General features: G+C 71.4%; 18 protein-coding genes. 8 read left to right on the top strand and 10 right to left on the bottom strand.

Annotated features, from left to right (window positions below; translation table 11 throughout):
- Positions 1-68 precede the first annotated feature (68 nt).
- Positions 69-941 (bottom strand): LysR family transcriptional regulator, encoded by an 873-nt coding sequence (locus H4W81_RS08455; RefSeq protein ID WP_192774277.1) that lies wholly within the window; start codon positions 939-941, stop codon positions 69-71.
- 717 nt (positions 942-1,658) lie between these two features.
- Here H4W81_RS08455 and H4W81_RS08450 point away from each other — a divergent pair.
- Positions 1,659-2,654, top strand: a complete 996-nt coding sequence (locus tag H4W81_RS08450) for a neutral zinc metallopeptidase (RefSeq protein WP_318781610.1) — start codon at positions 1,659-1,661, stop codon at positions 2,652-2,654.
- A 135-nt stretch (positions 2,655-2,789) separates the two neighbouring features.
- Positions 2,790-4,451 carry an LCP family protein gene (locus H4W81_RS08445; protein ID WP_318781609.1) on the top strand — a complete coding sequence of 554 codons (1,662 nt, stop codon included), beginning with the start codon at positions 2,790-2,792 and terminating at the stop codon, positions 4,449-4,451.
- Positions 4,452-4,479: 28 nt separating this feature from the next.
- Here the strand turns inward: H4W81_RS08445 and H4W81_RS08440 are convergent, their stop codons facing one another.
- Both H4W81_RS08440 and H4W81_RS08435 read right to left on the bottom strand, forming a co-directional pair.
- Positions 4,480-5,238 (bottom strand): maleylpyruvate isomerase family mycothiol-dependent enzyme, encoded by a 759-nt coding sequence (locus H4W81_RS08440; RefSeq protein WP_192774276.1) that lies wholly within the window; start codon positions 5,236-5,238, stop codon positions 4,480-4,482.
- 58 nt (positions 5,239-5,296) lie between these two features.
- Entirely contained in the window at positions 5,297-7,330 is a 2,034-nt protein-coding gene (locus H4W81_RS08435) for a spermidine synthase (RefSeq protein WP_192774275.1), read from the bottom strand.
- Positions 7,331-7,505: 175 nt separating this feature from the next.
- Here H4W81_RS08435 and H4W81_RS08430 point away from each other — a divergent pair, with 175 nt between their 5' ends.
- Positions 7,506-8,864: a S8 family serine peptidase gene (locus H4W81_RS08430; protein ID WP_192774274.1), complete on the top strand. Its 1,359-nt coding sequence runs from the start codon at positions 7,506-7,508 to the stop codon at positions 8,862-8,864.
- A 4-nt stretch (positions 8,865-8,868) separates the two neighbouring features.
- A complete protein-coding gene (locus H4W81_RS08425) occupies positions 8,869-9,084 on the top strand; it encodes a hypothetical protein (RefSeq protein ID WP_192774273.1) in 216 nt (71 codons plus the stop codon).
- On the opposite strand, the gene H4W81_RS08420 is transcribed toward H4W81_RS08425, so the two are convergent.
- The 3 genes from H4W81_RS08420 to H4W81_RS08410 form a co-directional block, all read right to left on the bottom strand.
- Positions 9,081-9,983: an arginase family protein gene (locus tag H4W81_RS08420; protein WP_192774272.1), complete on the bottom strand. Its 903-nt coding sequence runs from the start codon at positions 9,981-9,983 to the stop codon at positions 9,081-9,083. The genes H4W81_RS08425 and H4W81_RS08420 overlap by 4 nt on opposite strands.
- An 89-nt stretch (positions 9,984-10,072) precedes the next feature.
- Entirely contained in the window at positions 10,073-10,795 is a 723-nt protein-coding gene (locus H4W81_RS08415; RefSeq protein WP_192774271.1) for an ABC transporter permease, read from the bottom strand.
- On the bottom strand, positions 10,792-11,499 hold the full coding sequence (locus H4W81_RS08410; RefSeq protein WP_192774270.1) for an ABC transporter ATP-binding protein: 708 nt from the start codon (positions 11,497-11,499) through the stop codon (positions 10,792-10,794). Before H4W81_RS08410 ends, H4W81_RS08415 begins: the two co-directional genes overlap by 4 nt.
- Positions 11,500-11,552: 53 nt before the next feature.
- Here H4W81_RS08410 and H4W81_RS08405 point away from each other — a divergent pair, with 53 nt between their 5' ends.
- Both H4W81_RS08405 and H4W81_RS08400 read left to right on the top strand, forming a co-directional pair.
- Positions 11,553-12,188, top strand: coding sequence for a TetR/AcrR family transcriptional regulator (locus H4W81_RS08405; protein WP_192774269.1), 636 nt, complete (start codon positions 11,553-11,555; stop codon positions 12,186-12,188).
- A complete protein-coding gene (locus H4W81_RS08400; RefSeq protein ID WP_318781608.1) occupies positions 12,185-12,676 on the top strand; it encodes a nitroreductase family deazaflavin-dependent oxidoreductase in 492 nt (163 codons plus the stop codon). The genes H4W81_RS08405 and H4W81_RS08400 overlap by 4 nt, the downstream gene beginning before the upstream one ends.
- On the opposite strand, the gene rpsD is transcribed toward H4W81_RS08400, so the two are convergent.
- The gene (gene rpsD / locus H4W81_RS08395; protein ID WP_192780689.1) at positions 12,673-13,287 is read right to left on the bottom strand and encodes a 30S ribosomal protein S4; all 615 of its coding nucleotides are present in this window, start codon (positions 13,285-13,287) and stop codon (positions 12,673-12,675) included. The genes H4W81_RS08400 and rpsD overlap by 4 nt on opposite strands.
- 77 nt (positions 13,288-13,364) lie before the next feature.
- On the opposite strand from rpsD, the gene H4W81_RS08390 reads away from it, so the two are divergent.
- Positions 13,365-14,087: a DUF2470 domain-containing protein gene (locus H4W81_RS08390; RefSeq protein ID WP_192774268.1), complete on the top strand. Its 723-nt coding sequence runs from the start codon at positions 13,365-13,367 to the stop codon at positions 14,085-14,087.
- A 192-nt stretch (positions 14,088-14,279) separates the two neighbouring features.
- Here H4W81_RS08390 and H4W81_RS08385 read toward each other — a convergent pair whose 3' ends face one another.
- The 3 genes from H4W81_RS08385 to H4W81_RS08375 all read right to left on the bottom strand — a co-directional run bounded on the left by H4W81_RS08385 (position 14,280) and on the right by H4W81_RS08375 (position 17,393).
- On the bottom strand, positions 14,280-14,570 hold the full coding sequence (locus tag H4W81_RS08385; protein WP_192774267.1) for a hypothetical protein: 291 nt from the start codon (positions 14,568-14,570) through the stop codon (positions 14,280-14,282).
- A gap of 22 nt (positions 14,571-14,592) precedes the next feature.
- Positions 14,593-16,104: an OmpA family protein gene (locus H4W81_RS49205; RefSeq protein ID WP_192774266.1), complete on the bottom strand. Its 1,512-nt coding sequence runs from the start codon at positions 16,102-16,104 to the stop codon at positions 14,593-14,595.
- Positions 16,105-16,202: 98 nt separating this feature from the next.
- Positions 16,203-17,393, bottom strand: a complete 1,191-nt coding sequence (locus tag H4W81_RS08375; protein ID WP_192774265.1) for an ROK family transcriptional regulator — start codon at positions 17,391-17,393, stop codon at positions 16,203-16,205.
- A 140-nt stretch (positions 17,394-17,533) separates the two neighbouring features.
- On the opposite strand from H4W81_RS08375, the gene zwf reads away from it, so the two are divergent.
- Positions 17,534-18,994 carry a glucose-6-phosphate dehydrogenase gene (zwf, locus tag H4W81_RS08370; protein ID WP_192774264.1) on the top strand — a complete coding sequence of 487 codons (1,461 nt, stop codon included), beginning with the start codon at positions 17,534-17,536 and terminating at the stop codon, positions 18,992-18,994.
- Positions 18,995-18,998 lie beyond the last annotated feature (4 nt).

Raw genomic sequence — 18,998 nt, 5'->3', positions numbered from 1 at the left:
CAACCACAGGCACTCCGCACACCCGCGGAACCCGGGGTGCGGTGCTCCGCACCCCGGGAGGCCGGGGGTCAGGCGGCTGAGGAGCCCTTCTCCGCCGTCGCCAGGAAGTCCTGGGCGATGAGGGGGAGCCGGCGGCGGGCGTGGACGACGGCGATCACGCGGCGCACGGCGGGCTCCAGCGAGCGCACCACGAGCCCCGCCCTGGCCGCCTGCTCGGCCATGCCCCGGTACCACAGCAGCGAGGCCTGCCCCGCCCGCACCGCGTTCAGCCAGCCGTTCCGCTCGTCGGTCTCCAGCACGACGATCGGGCTGACCGCGTACTTGCCGAACATCGCGTCCAGCTCCCTCCTGCGGACGCTGCCCCTGGCGGGCAGGGCCAGGCGCAGCCCGTCGAGCCTGCGCATCGGGACGGGATCGGGCAGATCGAGCCCGGGAGGGGAGATGAGCACGATCTCCTGGCGTTCGAGGGGATGGGTGATCAGGTCGGTGGGCACCGGCAGGTCGGTGAGCCCGAGATCGGCCCGCTGGTCCCTGACCGCGTTGACGACCGCGTCGCGCCCGTCGCAGCGGATGATGTGCACCCTGACACCCGGGTGCTCGGCGGCGTAGGCGGGCAGCAACCGTCCCGCCAGGCCTGGTTCGAGGTTGGCGGTGGAGGCGATGCGAAGCTCGGCCTCGGAGGCGCCGCCGTGGTTGGACAGCGCCTCGATCTCGCCGACCGCGTCGAGCGCCTCCCTGGCCAGCTTGACGACCCTGCGGCCCTGCGCGGTGACGACCACCCCGCGCCCCGAGCGGGCGAAGAGCGTCATGCCCAACTCGCGCTCCAGGTCTCGGATCGCGCGCGAAAGCGCAGGCTGCGCGATGTAGAGCGACCTGGCCGCGTCGGTCATGGTGCGGTGCTCCGCAGTCGCGACCACGTAGCGGAGCTGCTGCAGATTCATGGCATTGAAGCTAGGACAACGGCCGCCCCTCGGACGGCGACATAGCGGAGATCACCTCGAATGATTTCGGACTGTAACCGAGTACTGCTACATCCGTGACGGGTGATAAATCAGTATGCTTCTGCCCCAAATTTGGCAAAGGTCGGAAGTGCGGGTCCCGTTTCGGACAACCGCGTCAAGGGGGACAGCGTGACAGGCAACGGGCAATATCCACCCCCGCCTCCCGGGCATCAGGGGCAGCCCGCTTCAGGCCAGCCCCAGCAGCCGCCGTTTCCCCCCTGGCCGCCCCAGCAGGGTGGCCCCGGCCAGCCGTACCAGGAGCCCGCCACCCGGCAGTACCGGCCGTCGCCCCCGCAGCAGGCGCCCGCGCCCCAGGGTCCGCCTTACGGGGCGCCGCAGCCGGGCGCGCACGCCCCCTATCCCCCGCAGCCGCCCGCCCCGCCGTACGGACCGCCCCAGGGAGCGCCGCCACCGCACCAGGCCCCGCCTCGCCCGCACCCGGCACCTCACAACCCCGGGCCCCACAACCCCGGGCCCCAGCGCCCGCCGTACGGACCGCCGCCACAGGGTCCTCCCCACGGGCAGGGCGGCCCCTTTCCACCGCACCCGCGGGGCGGCGGGCCGCAGCGGCCCTGGGGGCCGCCTCAGGGGCCGTACGGGCCGTGGCAGCGTCCGCCGCAGCGCACGAAGTCGAACGCGGGGGCGATCATCGGCGCGGTGTTCGGCTCGGTCGCGGCGATCTTCGTGCTGCTCGTGATCGGCGCGGCCGTCTTCAAGAGCACCTCGCGCACTGACACCACCTCGCCGGTGGCGATCCCGACGTTCACGCCGCCGACGTTCGAGCCCGACCCCGACCGCAGCGAGGAGCCGGTCGAGCCGACCGGCAGCCCGACCGAGCAGACGTCGGAGCGTCCGACGCGGGAGCCGTCCACCCGCCCCTCACAGAAGCAGACGGTCAAGCCGCCCGCCAAGGTCACGCTGAACACCAGCCTGCAGGCCAACACGCTCTACCACGCGGGCAGGCTGCCCAGCACGACGTGCCGGGCGGGCAACGTGAGCCTGTTCAGCCACAGCCAGCTCAAGGCGCTCATCCTGAAGACCGGCAGATGCATGGACGCGGCCTGGGCGCCGGTCCTGCGCAAGCAGGGCATCGACTGGAGCCCGCCGAACTACGCGATCGCCGCCAAGCGCGGCAGGGGCGCATGCGGCGACTACCCCTCGCCCGGCAGCATGGTGCCGTACTACTGCCCGCGCAACAACACCATCTACGCCTCCACCTCCGCGCTCGCGCGCGGCAACGGCAACTCCATCGGGTACGGCGAGATCGTCGCCTGGCACGGCGCGACGATCAGCATGATGGCCCACGAGTACGGTCACCACCTCCAGCAGATCACCGGCATCCTCGACTCCCACTGGCGCAAGCACATGGACTCCTCCAGCGAGAGCGGACGGCTGGCACTGAGCAGAAGATTGGAGCTCCAGGCAACCTGCTTCGGCGGCATGTTCATGCGGGCCGTCGCGTCGAGCTATCCGATCAGCTCCCGCCAGCGCGACACCCTGTTCTGGTTCTACTCACGCGTCGGCGACCACCCCGGAAACCCGCGTGACCACGGCAGTCTCACCAACAACCACCGGTGGTTCCGCCAGGGCTGGGAGAGGAACATGGCCTACCAGTGCAACACGTGGCTGGCCTCCTCTTCCTCGACGTCGTAGTTTCACGGCCCGTTAATCCCACATTGGTCATCTGTCATTGATGTCCCAATATGGGGGCTAGAATCCTGGCAATCTCGTGACCAACGGGGGGCAAACCCCAGGGTTTGGCCTGGTGCGACGTATGAAGGAGCCGGTGTGTCGAAGCGCCCTGGGGGAGACGCCGCCGAGCGGGGCAGGAAACGGCGGGCTCCTCGGCGCGCCGCCGCAGCCGCCGCCACCCCCGCCAGGGACCGCGAGACCCAGCCGAGCAACCGCGCGCCGAAGCCCCCTCGCGCGCCACGCGCTCCCAAGTTCCTGACGAACCTGGCGCCCCGCGGTGGCCCGAGGTTCGCCAGGAAGATGACCACCGGCTCGGTCGTCGGCTGGACCGCCCTGTCGGTGATCGTGCCCGGCGCCGCCCACCTGCGGGCGGGGCGCCGCCGCACCGGCTTCGTCCTGCTCGGGCTCTTCGGCCTCCTGCTGCTCGTGGGGCTGGTCTACGGACTGTCCTTCCTGGGCAACCTCGGCGCGATGGCGCGGGAGAGCACGATGATCACCATCTCGGCCGCCGCGGTGATCGGCGCGCTGTGCTGGTTCGCGCTCGTGCTCACCTCGTACGTCGCCCTTGGCCCCGACCGTCTCAACGGCCGGGGCCAGATCGTTTCCGGCATCGTGGTCGGCCTGCTGTGCGTGTCGGTGATGGCGCCCTTCGCGCTGGCCGCCAACACCGTGCTGACCCTGCGCGACACGGTGAAGTCGATCTTCCGCTCGGCCTCCGACCCCGATATCCAGCCCATCAAGGAGGCCGACCCGTGGAACGGGAAGAAGCGGGTCAACTTCCTGCTCATCGGCGGTGACGCGGCGGGCAACCGCACCGGCGTGCGGACCGACAGCATGACCGTGGCCAGCGTCGACATCAAGACGGGCAACACCGTGCTGTTCAGCCTGCCCCGCAACCTGCAGCACGTGCGCTTCCCGCCCTCCTCGCCGCTGGCCAAGCACTTCCCCAACGGCTTCATGGCCGAGTTGCCCAACGGCGGGCTGCTCAACGAGGTCTGGCAGTACGCCAACGACAACCCGCAGATCATGGGCGGCAAGAACAAGGGCCCGAGGGCGCTGATGGACGCCATCGGCCACACGCTCGGCCTGCGCATCGACTACTACGCGCTGATCAACATGTACGGCTTCGTCGGCCTGGTCGACGCGATCGGCGGCATCAGGCTGCGCGTGGAGAAGGACATCCCGTGGGGCGGCACCTACGGCACCGCGGGCACGATCAAGGCGGGCCTCCAGCGTCTGTCCGGCGAGGAGGCGCTGTGGTACGGGCGCTCCCGCGTCGTCGACGACGACTTCGGCCGGATGGGCCGCCAGCGCTGCGTCATCGGCGCCTTCGCCCAGCAGGCGACGCCCGACAAGATCCTCACGAACTTCGGCCAGATCGCCAGGACGGCCAAGCGGATGGCGCAGACGAACATCCCGCAGGAGTTGCTCGAGCCGCTGGCCAACCTGGCGCTCGAGGTGAAGGACGCGCGCATCACCAGCCTGCAGTTCGTGCCGCCGCAGTTCTACACCGGCTCACCGGACTGGCCCAAGATCCGCAGAGCGACGCTCAAGGCGATCAACGACTCGCTCAAGCCGGCCAAGCGGGCGCTGGCGGCCGGGGTCACCGCCTCGCCGGGCGCGACGACCTCCCCCGCCGCGACGGCGACGCCGTCGGCCGGCCGTACGGTCACGCCGTCGCAGACGCCGACCCGCAACGGGCAGTCGGCCGCCAACAACGGCTCGGCCAAGAGCCTTTCGGAGCTGTGCGGCCTCTGACCCGTCCCCTGAACTACGGGGCCGTGACCTACTGGGTGACGAGCACGAGCATGCGGCGCAGGTAGGCGGCCCAGTCCGGGTCGCCTTCGACCGCGACGCTCCCGCCCCTGCCCCACATCCACAGCAGCACGTCGGCGGGCTCCCCGGCGACCACCGCGCGCGGGTTCCCCGCGCCGCCCTGGGTGATCCGCACCGAGGTGGGCGTCGGACGGACGGTCCACTCCCGCTCCCCCGCCCTGACCACGATCGTCTCCTCACCGCCGGGCCCCGCCAGGTGGCCGCCCTCCAGCTCCGCGAACTCCTTGGGCGACTGCGCCGCCTCGTAGGCCAGGAACGCGGTCAGCACCTCGTCGACGCCGTCGGCGGCCAGGTCGTCGGGGATCGGCGTCACCGGCAGCCCCGCCGCCAGCTCGGCGTCGACGCGGTGGATGACGCTCTCGTGGGCCATCCGCCGGATCCAGAAGCCGACGCTCTGGTCGGGTTCGTACCAGGTCAGCGCGGGCGAGTCGGCGGGCCTGGCGGCGAACTCGGCGGTCAGCGCGCCGTACGCCGCGTCGAGGACGGCCAGCGGTTCGCCCGACAGGTCGGGATCCCACGGGTCGGGGTAGGCGCCCGTGCGCATGGTGACGGTCTTGTGCAGGTAGACGGCGGTGATGTGGGTGAGCAGGTCGGCGGCGCTCCATCCGGGACAGGACGGCACGGGCGCGGCGGGGTCGCTCGCGCTGGCCGCCCTTCTCAGCAGGGAGTAGTCGGCGGCCAGGCACTCGAGCAGGCGGGAGTGGTTCACGGAAAGGCAGCCAACCACATCAGCCCGGCTATTTCACCGGGGTTTACCGCCGCCCGCCTCAGGCCACCGCCTTGCGCGGGAGCAGCGCGAAGGCGCCCAGGTAGAGCACCGCCGCCACGATCAGCAGCCCCTTGTAGCCGACCACCAGCGCCAGGTACTCCAGGCAGCCGCCCACCATCGCGCCGAGCAGGTTGGCGCCGAAGGAGGTCGTCGCGTCGGCGCTGTCGGCGAAGCGCTTGGCGAAGACCACGTTGGCCGCGAAGATCGGCAGGAACGCCACCGTCACCGCCGCCACGACCCGTACCGGCACGGGCAGCCCGAGCAGCCACGTGTTGGGCACCAGCCAGGCGAGCACCAGGCCGGCGAACAGCACGCCGTACATCACCGGCAGGGGTGGCGTGCGGAAGCGGCGGGTCACCTCGACGGCCGCGAGGACGGCCACCAGCACTCCGGCGAAGACGATCGCGTTGACCACCCACGTCGTGCCGAACAGCAGCGCGAACCCCGTCACGCTCTTGGTCTCCAGCAGCAGGAAGCCCACGCCGAGCAGGAAGAGGTCGGCGTAGGGCCGCATCCTGGTGAACGGCCCGGCGACCACGCGCACCGCCAGGAGCGAGACGATGAGGATGAGGCCGAGCGTGATGATGTACAGCGAGGGGATCGTCGAGTCCTTGAGGTACAGGAAGGGCCGGTCGTCGCCGGTCGGCTCGGGGGTGCCGGGGGCCGCGCCCGCCCACTCCGCCCCGCAGCGCTGGGCGTCGGGGGTCAGGCCCGCGGTGATGACGGCCTGCTGCCCCGACTGGCTCACGACGTCGACGCACGGCTTGTGCCCGAAGGCGTTCTGCATGGTCGAGGCGAGCCGGTCCACCAGCCAGCTCTCGCGGTAGTAGTTGTACATCGAGAACGCCCCGCCGGGCTTGAGGTGGTCGCGGGCGGCCCGCATGGCCTCCTCGGTGAACAGGTAGCTCTCCAGGCGCAGCGAGCTGGCCCCCGACACGAGCGTGAGCGAGTCGGGCAGGGCGAAGAGGATGAGGTCGTACTTCCTGTCGGTCTGCTCCAGGTAGGCGCGGCCGTCGGTGATGGTGGTGGTGACGCGCGGGTCGCTGTAGGGGTGATCGGGGTGGTAGGTGCCGCCCAGCTCGCGCAGCTTGGGGTCGATCTCGACGGCGTCCACCCGCTTCGCGCCCTTCGACAGCGCGATCGCCACGTCGGTGCCGCTGCCCGCGCCGACGATCAGCACGTCCTTGGGCGGCGCGGCGGCCCGCGCGTACGGCAGGCCGTACTGCGCCTCCCACTGCAGCCGCGCCGCCGCCGGCACCGCCTCCTGGTGCGGGATGCCGTTCACCTGGATGTTCATGACCCGCACACCGAGCCGGTCGAGCTCCCTGTAGGTCACCTTGTAGTACGGCGACCACAGCGCGCCCGCCGTGAGCGTCTCGACCAGCAGCAGGCCGACGACCACCAGCGAGGGCACGACCACCAGCAGCACGTACGGCACGCGCGGCCTGGGCACCAGCAGCACGCCGTACGCGACGGCCGCCAGGACGCCCCAGATCACCGGCGGCGCGCTCAGGAACGACAGCGCCGTGAACAGCGCGATGCCGCTGAGCGACCCGATGAGGTCGTAGCGGTAGGCCTCGAGGCGCGGCAGTTCGGGAAAGCAGCGCCCGACCAGCTCGGCCGGGCCCATGAGGACGAGCGCCGCGGCGGCGAAGATCACCGGCAGGATCACCCAGGCGGACGGTCCCGTGGTGGCCAGGCTGGTCCAGTACAGGACCCCCTCGGTCTCCCTGTTCACCGTCACCGGGAACCGCAGCACGACCAGCACCAGCGCCGCCAGCACGACCGGCGAGTAGTACGGCTGCCGCCTGGACCGCCCGACGCGCAGGAAGCCGAGCCCGATGCCGAGGAAGGAGCCGAGCAGCACGAAGTTGGTGAAGTAGCTCAGGTGCACGATGTTCGAGCCGGTCCACCGGATCAGCGCCAGTTCGAGGAAGAGCATGAACCCACTGGCCAGGATCAACCGCGGCCGCACGGCCATCCAGTGATCCCGGGTGGAGTCGGAGGAGGCGGCCTGCACCTGTGCGGTCATGCCGCCACACGCTAGTGAACCGGCCGTCGTCAGGGAAGCCCCCACGCGGCGTCCCGATACGCGCGAAATGCCATGTTTTCCCAGGTCACAACCCTCGAGAGTCGCTGGACGCGGGGGGTGATGTTGAAGGAATGTGGGGTGGTTCGATCCCTCCTTCAGAATTCGGTGATCCCCCATGCGAGTGCTCATCCAGCTCCGCCCCTCCCCCGACCTGGTCGCCGCGGTCGCCGACCCCGGCAGGAGTGCCACGACCGCCGACGTGGCCGACGGCCTTCCAGGGGTGACGCTCGACCCCTCCTTCACCCCCGTGGCCGTGCCCCGCCCCGTCCCCTCGCCGGGTGGCGACCCGCTGTCGCTCAACCAGCCGCTCGACTTCTCCCTGGCCGCCGAGGACGCCTCCGTGCTGGTGCGGGGGGAGATCTCCGACGACGAGCCGGCCACCAGGGTGGCCCTGCTGCCCACGCTGCGCCCCGACGTCGTCGGCGTCTTCGCCGATCCCGTCATCGAGTCGAACCTCACCTGCGGCGGCGACGCCCCGGTGGGCGACTGGCACGACGTCGAACGGCTGCTCGGCACCTCGGCCCTGCGCGCCGAGGGGCTCGACGGCTCGGGGGTGGCGCTGGCGGTCCTCGACACCGGCATCAACGCCGCGCACGTGGCCAGGCACCTGGGCAGGGGCGTCAACCTCGACGCCGAGCGCAGCTGGAACCCCGCGGGGGTGGCGGGCCGTCCAGGGGAGTTCGAGGTCGACCACGGCACGATGTGCGCCTTCGACACCCTGATCGCCGCGCCACAGGCGTCGCTGATCGACATCCCCGTGCTGCTGTCGAGCCGCACGGGCGGCTCGGCCCTCGACGGCCTGCTCTCCGACGCGGTGGCCGCCTTCGCGCACCTGCGGACGGTGCTGGAGGCCCAGCCCGCCGAGTCGAGGTCGCTGGTCATCAGCAACTCCTGGGGCTCCTTCTCCCCCCGCTGGGACTTCCCTCCCGGCCACCCGGGCAACTACTCCGACAACGCCGCCCACCCGTTCAACCTCGTCGTCGCCTCCCTCGACCGCGCGGGCGCCGACGTGCTGTTCGCGGCGGGCAACTGCGGCCGCGAGTGCAAGGACGGCAGGTGCGCCTACCCCGACCGGCCCATCGGCGGCGCCAACTCGCACCCCCGGGTGCTGTCGATCGGCGGCGTCGACACCGAGGGCGAGCGCGTCGGCTACTCCTCACAGGGCCCTGGACGGCTGACCGCCCGCAAGCCCGACCTGTGCGCGTACACGCACTTCTCGGGGTCGAAGGCGTTCGGCGAGGGCGAGCCCGACTCGGGCACCTCCGCCGCCTGCCCGGTGGCCGCGGGCCTGGTCGCGGCGATCCGCACCCAGTGGCCCGCCGCGCGCCTGTCGCCCAGCCAGCTGCGCTCACTGCTGCGGCGCACCGCGGACGACCGCAGCGACGTCGGCTACGACTTCGACTACGGCTACGGGGTGGTCGACCCCGCGGGCGTCATCGCCGCCCTGCGCCGAAGGGCCAAGCGCGTAGCCTGACCGTATGGTCCTGGTCACGGTACGGCTGCCGCCCGGCGCGACGCTCGCCGACGCGATGGAGCGGCTCGGGCTGTCGGAGGAGGACGTGGACACCGGCTACGGCCTGGTGCTCATCGACCCTGACCAGGGGTTGTACGGCTTGCGGGTGACGGAGGAGGCGGGCCACCGCACGGGCCCGCCCTTCTCCGACCCCAGGATCGAGCCATACGGCCCTGGCTAGGTCGCCACGCTCCCCGACGGCACGACTGACAGGGCATCTTCCACGTAGCGGACGATGCGCGCCGCCTCGTGCCCGTCCTCGTCGAGGTCCGGGTTGTAGATGGTGAGCGACCACCCGGCGCAGCCGGGTCGCCGCAGCGCGATGGCGGTGAGTTCGGTCAGCTCCTCCCACCGCAGTCCCCCTGGCTGGGGGTAGTCCACGGCGGCCAGCTGGTCGGTGGCCAGCACATCGAGATCGACGTGCAGCCACCACCGCGGCGCGGACCTCTCGACGGTCGCGACGGCGTCGGCCACCGCGGCCGCGATCCGTCCGGTGAGCTCCCGGTCGGTGGCGAACCACAGCGATCCGCGCAACGAGGCGACTCCGTGCTCGGCGAGTTCCGCGCCGTCTCGCGGGCCCAGCAGCGCGGTGGCCGCCGGCCGCAGCACCGGCGACAGCTCCGGCCCGACGTGGGCGGCGGTGACGCCGAGGGCCAGGCCCAGCTCGCAGTCGGCGGCCTCGCCGGTGGTCGAGTCCGCGGGTGGCCAGGCGTCCTCGTGACCGTCCACGAACACCAGGCCGACGCCACCGTGCACCGCCCGGCAGGCGTGCAACGCCCCCGGCAGCACCGCGCAGTCGCCGCCGACCAGCAGCGGGAAGCCGCCTTCGGCCAGGATCGTCTCGATCCTCTGCCGGACACCGCGGGCCATGGACGTCAGCGCCTCCTCGGCCAGCAGCGCCGACACCTCGCCGCGCCGCGGCACCGGCTCGCTGAAGTCGACGTCTCCGGCGTCCCTGACTTCGTGATGGGCCGCCGCGCCGGCGATCAGACCGGCTCGGCGCAACGCCTCCGGCGCTCGAGCCACCCCGTCGCGCAGCCCCGCGGAGTTGAACCCGGCACCCAGAACCTCGATTCTCACCCTTCCAGTCAACCGCGCGCCCCCTGTTCCACCACGACGGGGGGCACGTGGCCCGCTCGATCGGTGTTCCGGCGCCCCGACGGCCGGCGCTAGGCGTTGTCTCCGCCGAACACCCTGGTGCCCACCGTCAGGCTGATCGTGGCGAAGAGCGCCACCACCAGCACGCCCGACCCGACCACCCCGCTGGCGTACGTGCCCGCGAACAGGTCGCGCATCGCCTCGAGCACGTAGCGGAACGGGCTGACGTACGACAGCGTGCTCAGCCACTGCGGCGCCATCGACATCGGCAGGAACGTGCCGGACAGCAGCATCAGCGGCCAGACCGCGGTCATCATGACCGGCGCGAACAGGTGCTCGTTCAGCCGCATCGCCGCCGCGTACGACAGCGCGGCCAGGCTGACGCCGAGCACGACCACCAGCGCCATCGCGGCGAGCACGCCGGGCAGCGGGGCGCGCAGGCCGATGAGGTAGGCCACCGCCACCAGCAGCACGGTCTGCACCACCAGCGTGAAGGTGTTGTTGAGCACCCGGCCCAGCAGCAGCGACAGCCTGCTCGCCGGCGTGACGCGCAGCCGCTCCAGCACGCCCGCGCGCCAATCGAAGACCACTCCGAACCCCGCCATGCCCGCGCTGAGCAGTCCGAGCTGGATGATCAGACCGGGGACGAGCGTCTCCCACGTGCCGAAGGTGGCGAAGATCGGGCCGAACAGCACCAGGAAGAACAGCGGTTGCGCGGCGGTGATCAGGATGCCGAGCTTGTTGCGCAGCGTGATGCGGGTGTTGTGGCGGAAGATCAGCCAGGTGTCCCTCATGCCGGCCTCCCGGCGATCTCCAGGAACGCCTCGTTCAGCGTGCGCTCGCCCTTGAGCTGCTCGGGAGTGCCCTCGGCGGCGATCCTGCCGTGGTCGATGATCAGGAGCCGGTCGCAGAGCGCCTCAGCCTCCTCCAGGTAGTGCGTCGACAGGAACACCGTCAGGTCGAGCGAGCGGATGTGCTCCCACAGCGCGGCCCTGCTCTGCGGGTCGAGCCCGGTGGTCGGCTCGTCGAGGAAGAGCACCGAGGGGCGGTGCAGGAGGCCGAAGGCGATGTCGAAGCGGCGGCGCTGGCCGCCGGACAGGGCTCCGCCGGGTATGTTCTCCAGTCCGCTCAGCTCGAGCGTGGCCAGGACGTCGGCGATGCGCGAGCGGGCCTCGGCGCGGCTCATGCCGTACAGCATGGCCTGGAGTTCGAGTTCGTCGCCGACGGGGTTGACCGGGTTGACGCCCCCGGCCTGGGAGACGTAGCCGATGCTCCGCCGTACGCCCCTAGGGTCGGACAGCAGGTCGTGACCGGCGATGGTGGCCGCGCCCGAGGTGGGCCGCAGCAGGGTCGTCAGCATGCGCATGGTGGTGGTCTTGCCGGCCCCGTTGGGGCCGAGGAAGCCGACGATCTCGCCGGCGGCGACGGTGAAGTCCACCCCGTGGACGGCTTCGACGCCGTTCCTGAAGGTCTTGCTCAGACCGGATGCCTCAATCACATTTTTACAGTAACCACAACTTTGGAGTGACTGCAAACTTGTACCATGGGCGCATGGAGGAGGGGCTGCGCGAGCGCAAGAAGCGGGAGACCCGGCGACGCATCGCGGACATGGCGATGGGGCTGTTCATGGCCCGCGGGTTCGAGCAGGTCACCGTGGCCGAGGTGGCGCGGGCCGCCGACGTGTCGGTCAACACCGTCTTCAACTACTTCGGCACCAAGGAGGACCTCTTCCTCGACCGCGAGGAGGAGGTCGAGGACCTGCAGAGCAAGGTGGTGCACGAGCGCGAGAAGGGCGAGAGCGTCGTGGCGGCCTTCCGCCGCGACTTCATGGCGGCGATCGAGGAGCGCGACTGGCGCTACGGGCTCAACGACGGCTCCGACGTGTTCGCCCGCATCGTGGGCGACAGTCCCTCGCTGATGGCGCGCTTCAGGGACCTCGAGCACACGCAGACCCAGCGGCTGGCCAGGACACTGGCCGAGGAGTCAGGCGCCGAGCCCGACGACCTGACTCCCCACCTGGTCGCGGCCCACATCCTGGAGACCACCCGGCGGCTGTCGCGGCACGCGACGGCACTCAAGCTGGCCGGGGTGAGCTGGGCCGAGATCCGCCCGCTCCTCATCAGGCAGACGGAGCAGGCGTTCGATCTTCTGGAGCGGGGCATCTCGGACTACTGTGTGCGGATGTGACGCTCATCGAGCGGCTGCGGCCGTTCTTCCAGTGGCTCGCGGGCACCGACGCCTTCATGAAGGCGGGCCCGAAGATCGTTCCCGCGATGGACCGCCTCGCGCACCGGCTCACCAAAGGCCGCCCGATCAGTGACCGGATGATCCCCACACTCGTCCTGTTCACGACCGGCGCCGTCAGCGGGCAGGTGCGGGAGACGCCGCTGGCCTGCCTGCCGGAGCCCGAAGGCACGCTGCTGATCGTGGGCAGCAACTTCGGCAGGGACAGGCACCCGGCGTGGAGCGGCAATCTGCTGAAGACGCCGGAGGCGGCCGTGAGCTTCAGGGGCGAGCGCTTCCCCGTGGTCGCGCGCCTCCTGGACGGCGAGGCGCGCGAGCGGGCCTGGCCGGCCCTGGTCGCGCAGTGGCCCGTCTACGACCGTTACACGGCGAAGTCGGGCCGCGAGCTGCGCGTCTTCAGGCTCACCCGGGTCCCGGAGGACGAGGCCTAGCGCGAGTAGAACTCCACCACGAGCTGCTCGTCGACGGGGACGACGATCTGCTCGCGCTCGGGCCTGGCGGCCAGCGTGAAGGTCAGCTTCGCGTGGTCCACGCTCAGGTAGGGGGCGATCCGCTCGTCGGCGTAGACGCCCTCGGCCGCCGCGACGAAGGGCTGCATCGGCCGCGAGCGCTCGCGGACCGCGACGACCTGGCCCGGCTTCACGAGATAGCTGGGGATGTCGACCTTGCGGCCGTCGACGCTGATGTGGCCGTGCGTGACGTACTGCCTGGCCGCGTAGATGGACGGAGCCAGGCCCGCCCGCAGCACCAGGGAGGCCAGGCGGCTCTCCAGCAGCACGACCAGCTCGGCGCCCGAGGCGCCCGACTTGCGGACGGCCAGGTCCCAGTAGCGGCGCAGCTGCCGCTCGGACACGTCGTAGAACCAGCGCAGCTTCTGCTTCTCCATCAGCCGCAGCCCGTAGTCGCCCGTGGTGCGGCGGTTGGTCTTGCGGCCGTGCTCGCCCGGCGGATAGGGGCGCTGCTCGAAGTAGCGGACGGCTTTCCTGGTCAGCGGGACGCCCGCACGTCGGGACAGTCGCACCTTCGGGCCGGTGTAGCGCACGTTCACCTCAATGTGGTTAGGTAATCCTTACTAAGGGAAGCCTAACCTACTTTTGACGCCGACCTCAAGGAGACGCCATGCCGCTGGCCGCCCCGCCGCTCCCCGAGCGGATCCGCACCCTCGCCGCGACGTCCCGCGCCGGCCAGCTGGTCGTCGACGGAGCCCGCTGCCCGGTGACCGGCGCGGTCGACGCCGCCGGGCGTCCCGTCCTGCTCGTCAGGCCGGGCGAGCCGCTGCACTCCCTGCGCGGCGACGCGGTGGTGTCGGTGAGCCTGACCTCCGTCCGGGTGCTGGGCGGGGTGGAGCACCCGAGGGGCATCATCGAGGTGCAGGGCTGGGCCGAGGCCGTGCCCGCGGGCGAGGTGAGGTCCGCCGCGGTCGCGATCGCCGAGCACACCGCCGACGAGGCCCTCTTCGAGGCCATCGAGGGGTACGGCGCGCCGGACGCCCCGCGACTGCTGCGGCTCGACGTCGGGCAGGTGGTCTACCTGACCGGGCAGGACTCAGGCGTGCTGGACGCCGACGAGTATCTGGACGCCGCTCCCGACCCGCTGGCGGAGGTGGCCGAGCGGGTGCTCGCGCACGTCAACGGGGCGCACCGGGCCCAGCTCGCCTCGGGGGTCGGGCGGCTGCTCGGCCTGCCCGCAGAGTCCGCCTGGCTGTGGGAGCTCGACCGATACGGCGCGACCGTCAGGATCGGCGAGGACGACCCCGCGCTCGTGCGCTTCCCCTGGCCCGCCCCCGCGGGGACCGGCCCCTGCCTGGAGGAGTCGCTGCGCGCGATCCTGTGCTCCTGCTGAGGCCCTGAGCGCGTCCGAAGGGACATGCTTGATCCATCCGCCGCCCGGCTCGCCTACCATGCATGTCGTGAGCACAACCGGCCGGCGCGAGCGCGCCCTGATGACCATCGCGGCTCTCGCCGGCACGTTGATGCTGGCCTTCTCGGCGATCCTCATCGGGGGCGCACTTCCCTCGCCCGGTCCATGGGGCGCTCAGGACGAGGCGGAGCCGCCTTCGCCGGCCCACCACTCGGTCCAGGACATCGGGGAGACGGCGCGCGCCTCGCGGGCGCCCGAGCGGCCCGTCGCCCAGCCGGTGACGCCCGAGCCGGGCAGGACCCAGCCGTCGCGGCCGACCAAGCTCAGGCCCGCGCGCACCCCCCGCCCCGTCTCCTCATCGGCCGAGCCGAGCACGGCACCCGAGGTCTCCGCGGCGGCCCCCTCCCCTCTTCCGAGCCTGGTGGAGGCCACGCCGCCCAGCCCCGAGCCGCCGAGGCGCACCAAGAAGCCGAAGCGGCCGAAGAGGCTAGTCGACCGCGACCCGAAGCTCAGCGAAGTCCCCGACCTTGACCTTGAGCGAGGCGGCTCCTGAGGGAAGCGCGAACAGCGTCCAGAACTCCCGCGTCTGGCCGGGCCCGAAGGTCTCGGCGCTCAGCCGCACGCCCGAGGTCTCGCTGCAGGCGCAGTAGGCGTGGGTTTCGTCGTCGACGGTGACCATGATCCGTCCGGGCAGGTACTCGCGGCGGGCGGCCACGTCGGTCAGCCTGACGTTGCTGGCGCTGCGGTACCTGTACGACATCCACTCCGAGGAGTCGCTCAGCTCGTCGTAGTGCGCCTCCTCCTGGCCGTTGTTGGTGACGCGGTAGGTGAGCACCGCCAGTTCACCCGGCAGCCCGCGCAGCCCCGTCACCTCCAGCCCGAACGGCTGGCCCTCGGCGCGAGAGGTGGCCTTCAGCCCCTCGGTCCCGGGAGCCAAGGTGGACGTGGGCGCGGAGGTGCCGGCGGCGGGCTCGGGCTTGAGGAAGGTGACGGTGACCCTGCGGTTGCGGCGGCGGCCCTCCTCGTCGCCGTTGTCGTAGAGCGGCTTGGCCGAGCCGTACCCCTTGGCCGCGAAGGTGACGCCCTCGCGGGTGACCAGCGTGGAGAGCGCCTGCCTGACCGCCTGGGCGCGGCGCAGCGACAGCGGGTCGTTGATCGCGTCGGTGCCCGAGGAGTCGGCGTGCCCCTCGACGGTGACGGTGGCCCCTTCCGAGGCGTCGACGAGCTTGGCGGTACGGGCCAGCACCGTCCTCGCCTTTGGCGTCAGCGTCGCCTTGTTCACCGCGAACAGGACATCGGAGGAGAGGCTGACTCGCAGGTCCTTGCCGTCGTCGGCGGTCTCCTCGCTCTTGTCGAGGGATTCGGAGGGCACCTGGACCGGGTGGCTGAGCGTGGTCACCTGCTGGGCGTCCGGATCGGGCAGCGCCATGCCGGGAGCGGGCACCGGCGGCTCGTCGCTGACCGGCACACCGATCATGGGCGCGGTCTCGGGGGTGACGATGGTGACCGTCTCAGGGTCGCCCGAGGGCGCGGGCAGCACCCCGTAGACGGTGATCGACTCCCCGGGGTCGAGGGAGTACGGCAGGCCGTCCTTGTCCTGGTCGGTGCACAGGCACACCCCGTCCACCGGTTTGTACGGCAGCAGCAGCCGGTGCGCCGCGCCGTCCAGCACGCCGATGCCCGAGGCCCACCTGATCTCGCCGAGCGGCCTGGTGCTGTCGCCCAGCTCGCCGGTCCAGGTGATGTCCTTCTCGGTGCCCGCGTTGGAGAGCCGAAGCTGCACGACGAGGTGCTTGCCGGCGACCCTGTTGACCGCGACGGGCTCCACCTTGAGCATGGTCGTCTCCACGCCGTGGACGGCGGCGGCCAGCGCGGGCCGGTCGTCGCCGCCTCCCGAGGAACTCGACGAGGGCGACGGCGCCGCCGAGGACGGCGCGGCGGACGTGGGCGCCGCGGAACTGGACGCGGCGGAGGTGGGAGCCGCCGAGGGCTGCGCCACGGGCAGGAAGGATACGGGGCGACACCCGGCCACCAGAATCACAAAAGCGGCGAACGGCACAATCCTTGACCACATCCGGCAGATCCTGCCACATGCGGCTACTGTCGCGTCAGGCGATTCGTCAGAGTCTCGTCCACGGCGTCCGGTGACAGCACGTGGTCCAGCACCATGACCGCGCAGCCGCTGATGCCCGCGGCCGCGCCCAGGCGGCTGGTCTCGATCCGGAGCCTCCTGGTGGCCAGCGCGGTCGAGCGCCGGTAGACCACCTCGCGGATGCTCGACACCAGCGGGCCGAACGCCTCGGCCACGTCGCCGCCGAGCACGACCACGGCGGGGTTGAGGATGTTGACCGCCCCCGCGAGCACCTCGCCGATCCTGCGGCCCGCCTCGCGCACGATCGCCATCGTCTCGGCGTCGCCCGAGCGGACCAGCGCGGTGACGTCCGCGATGGTCTTGACGTCGCGGCCCGCCGCGCGCAGGTCGCGCAGCAGCGCGGTGCCGCTGGCCACCGAGTCGACGCAGTCGACGTTGCCGCACCTGCACAGCACGCCGCCACCGTCGCGTACCGGGATGTGCCCGATCTCGCCCGCCGCGCCGAGCGCGCCGCGCAGGATCTCGCCGCCGGCGATGACGCCCGCGCCGATCCTGGTGGAGACCTTGACGTACATCAGGTCGCCGGTCTCCTCGGCGTAGGCGCCCCGGTGCTCGCCGATCGCCAGGACGTTCACGTCGTTGTCGACGAAGACCGGCACCGGGAAGCGCTCGCGGATCAGCGGCGGGATGACCACGCCCGTCCAGCTGGCCATCACCCTGGCCGACTCGGTGCGGCCCGCGGCGAACTCGACGGTCGCGGGCACACCCATGCCGACGCCCTTGACGGGCACGCCGGGGCGGCTCTCCAGTAGTTCGTCCCAGGTGTCCATGAGCAGCGGCAGCACCACGTCGGGGCCCTGCTCCACGTCGATCACGAACTCGCGGCCCTCGAGCTCCACGCCCGCCAGGTCGCACACCGCCACCCTGGTACGGCTCGCGCCGAGCGCCGCGACCAGCACCACGCCGCCTGCCGCGTTGAACTCCAGCCGCACGGGAGGCCGGCCGCCGGTGGAGGGGGCGTCGGTCCGCTCGACGACGAGACCGCGTTCGAGCAGCTCACCGACGCGCAGCGAGACGGCGGGGCGCGACAGGCCGGTCACCCTGCCGATGTCCGCGCGCGTGACGGCTTCACCGGTGCGGATGAGCTCGAGAACCTCCCCGCTGGTGGCGAGCGTGGCTGCGGTACGTCTGGGCATCGGCCAAGTGAATCACAGACGGTTACGTAATGAAAAGTCGCGACTTTCTCATCTCAAATAGCAAAAGCCTGCTTGTGTAAGTCCGTAACTCTGGCTAGTGTCCGTTCTGTCCTTCCTTGGTAGATCATCGGAGCCCTGGCGTGTCCTCCCCCACCTCTCACACCGCCGACCTGGTCGTCTTCGGCGGCACCGGCGACCTGTCCATGCGCAAGCTGCTTCCCGCCCTGTTCCACTCCGACCTCGAGGGCCGGCTCGCCCCCGAGACGCGGATCGTCGCCATGTCGCGCGGCGGGCTCACCGACGCCGACTTCCGCGGCAAGGTGGACGCGGAGGTGCGCGCGGCCGTGCCCGATGACGCGGTGGCCTGGCAGCGCTTTCTCGGCCGGCTGCACCACGTGTCGGTCGACGTGGGCGGCGAGGACAAGAGCGGCTGGTCGACCGTGGTGCGGATGCTGGCCGGGCACGAGGACAGGGACAGGGTGTTCTACCTGGCCAGCCCGCCCATGACGTTCGGCCCGTTCTGCAGGGAGCTGCAGGAGGCCGGCCTGGTCACCCCGCGCTCGCGGGTGGTGCTGGAGAAGCCGCTCGGCCGCGACCTGGTCAGCGCCCAGCGCATCAACGACGAGGTCGGTGAGATCTTCGACGAGCGGCAGATCTTCCGCATCGACCACTACCTCGGCAAGGAGACGGTGCAGAACCTGCTGGTCCTGCGCTTCGCCAACGCCTTCCTCGAGCCGATCTGGAACTCCCTCTGGATCGACCACGTGCAGATCACCGCCGCCGAGACCGTCGGCACCCCCGGCCGCCGCGGCTACTACGACCACGCGGGCGCGCTGCGCGACATGGTGCAGAACCACCTGCTGCAGCTGCTCACCCTGGTCGCGATGGAGCCTCCCGCGCGCAACGACCGCGAGGCGATCCGCGACGAGAAGGTGAAGGTGCTGCAGTCGCTGCGGCCCATCGTCGGCACCGAGGTGGACCGCTTCACCGTGCGCGGTCAGTACACCGGCGCCGCCGACATGCCCTCCTACCTGGACGAGCCCGCGTCCACGCCGACCACGGAGGCCTCGCGCAGGGTCGAGACGTTCACCGCGATCCGCGCCGAGATCAAGAACTGGCGATGGGCGGGCGTGCCGTTCTACCTGCGCACCGGCAAGCGCATGCCGTACCGGCGCTCGGAGATCGTGGTGCAGTTCAAGGACGTGCCGCACTCCATATACCCCGGCGGCACGCCCAACCGCCTCGTGCTGCGGCTGCAGCCGGAGGAGGGCATCGAGCTGCACATCATGGCCAAGGAGCCGGGCGCGGGCGAGACCCTGCTGAAGCCGGTGCCACTGTCGCTGAGCTTCGGCAAGACCTTCACCACCAGGGTGCCCGAGGCCTACGAGCGGCTGCTGACCGACGTGCTGGCGGGCAACCCGACGCTGTTCATGCGGCGCGACGAGGTCGAGGCCGCATGGCGCTGGATCGACCCCATCCTGGCCGCGTGGGAGTCGTCGGCCGACCTGCCCGAGCCCTACCCCGCGGGGACGACCGGTCCCGCGGGCGCGCACGAACTGCTCGGCCGCAGCGGCCGTGCCTGGCACGAAGAGGAGGCGTAGAACA

The sequence above is a fragment of the Nonomuraea africana genome, from assembly GCF_014873535.1.
Taxonomy (GTDB): Bacteria; Actinomycetota; Actinomycetes; order Streptosporangiales; family Streptosporangiaceae; genus Nonomuraea; species Nonomuraea africana.
Note: the sequence above shows the minus strand (reverse complement) of the source record. Positions and strands in the feature narration are given on the sequence as shown.

Excerpts from the sequence above, each read along its gene's own strand:
- H4W81_RS08430 (WP_192774274.1), top strand. The coding sequence starts at position 7,506 with ATGCGAGTGCTCATCCAGCTCCGCCCCTCCCCCGACCTGGTCGCCGCG.
- H4W81_RS08425 (WP_192774273.1), top strand. The coding sequence starts at position 8,869 with ATGGTCCTGGTCACGGTACGGCTGCCGCCCGGCGCGACGCTCGCCGAC.
- H4W81_RS08390 (WP_192774268.1), top strand. The coding sequence starts at position 13,365 with ATGCCGCTGGCCGCCCCGCCGCTCCCCGAGCGGATCCGCACCCTCGCC.
- H4W81_RS08375 (WP_192774265.1), bottom strand. The coding sequence starts at position 17,393 with ATGCCCAGACGTACCGCAGCCACGCTCGCCACCAGCGGGGAGGTTCTC.
- H4W81_RS08435 (WP_192774275.1), bottom strand. The coding sequence starts at position 7,330 with ATGACCGCACAGGTGCAGGCCGCCTCCTCCGACTCCACCCGGGATCAC.
- H4W81_RS08405 (WP_192774269.1), top strand. The coding sequence starts at position 11,553 with ATGGAGGAGGGGCTGCGCGAGCGCAAGAAGCGGGAGACCCGGCGACGC.
- H4W81_RS08455 (WP_192774277.1), bottom strand. The coding sequence starts at position 941 with ATGAATCTGCAGCAGCTCCGCTACGTGGTCGCGACTGCGGAGCACCGC.
- H4W81_RS08415 (WP_192774271.1), bottom strand. The coding sequence starts at position 10,795 with ATGAGGGACACCTGGCTGATCTTCCGCCACAACACCCGCATCACGCTG.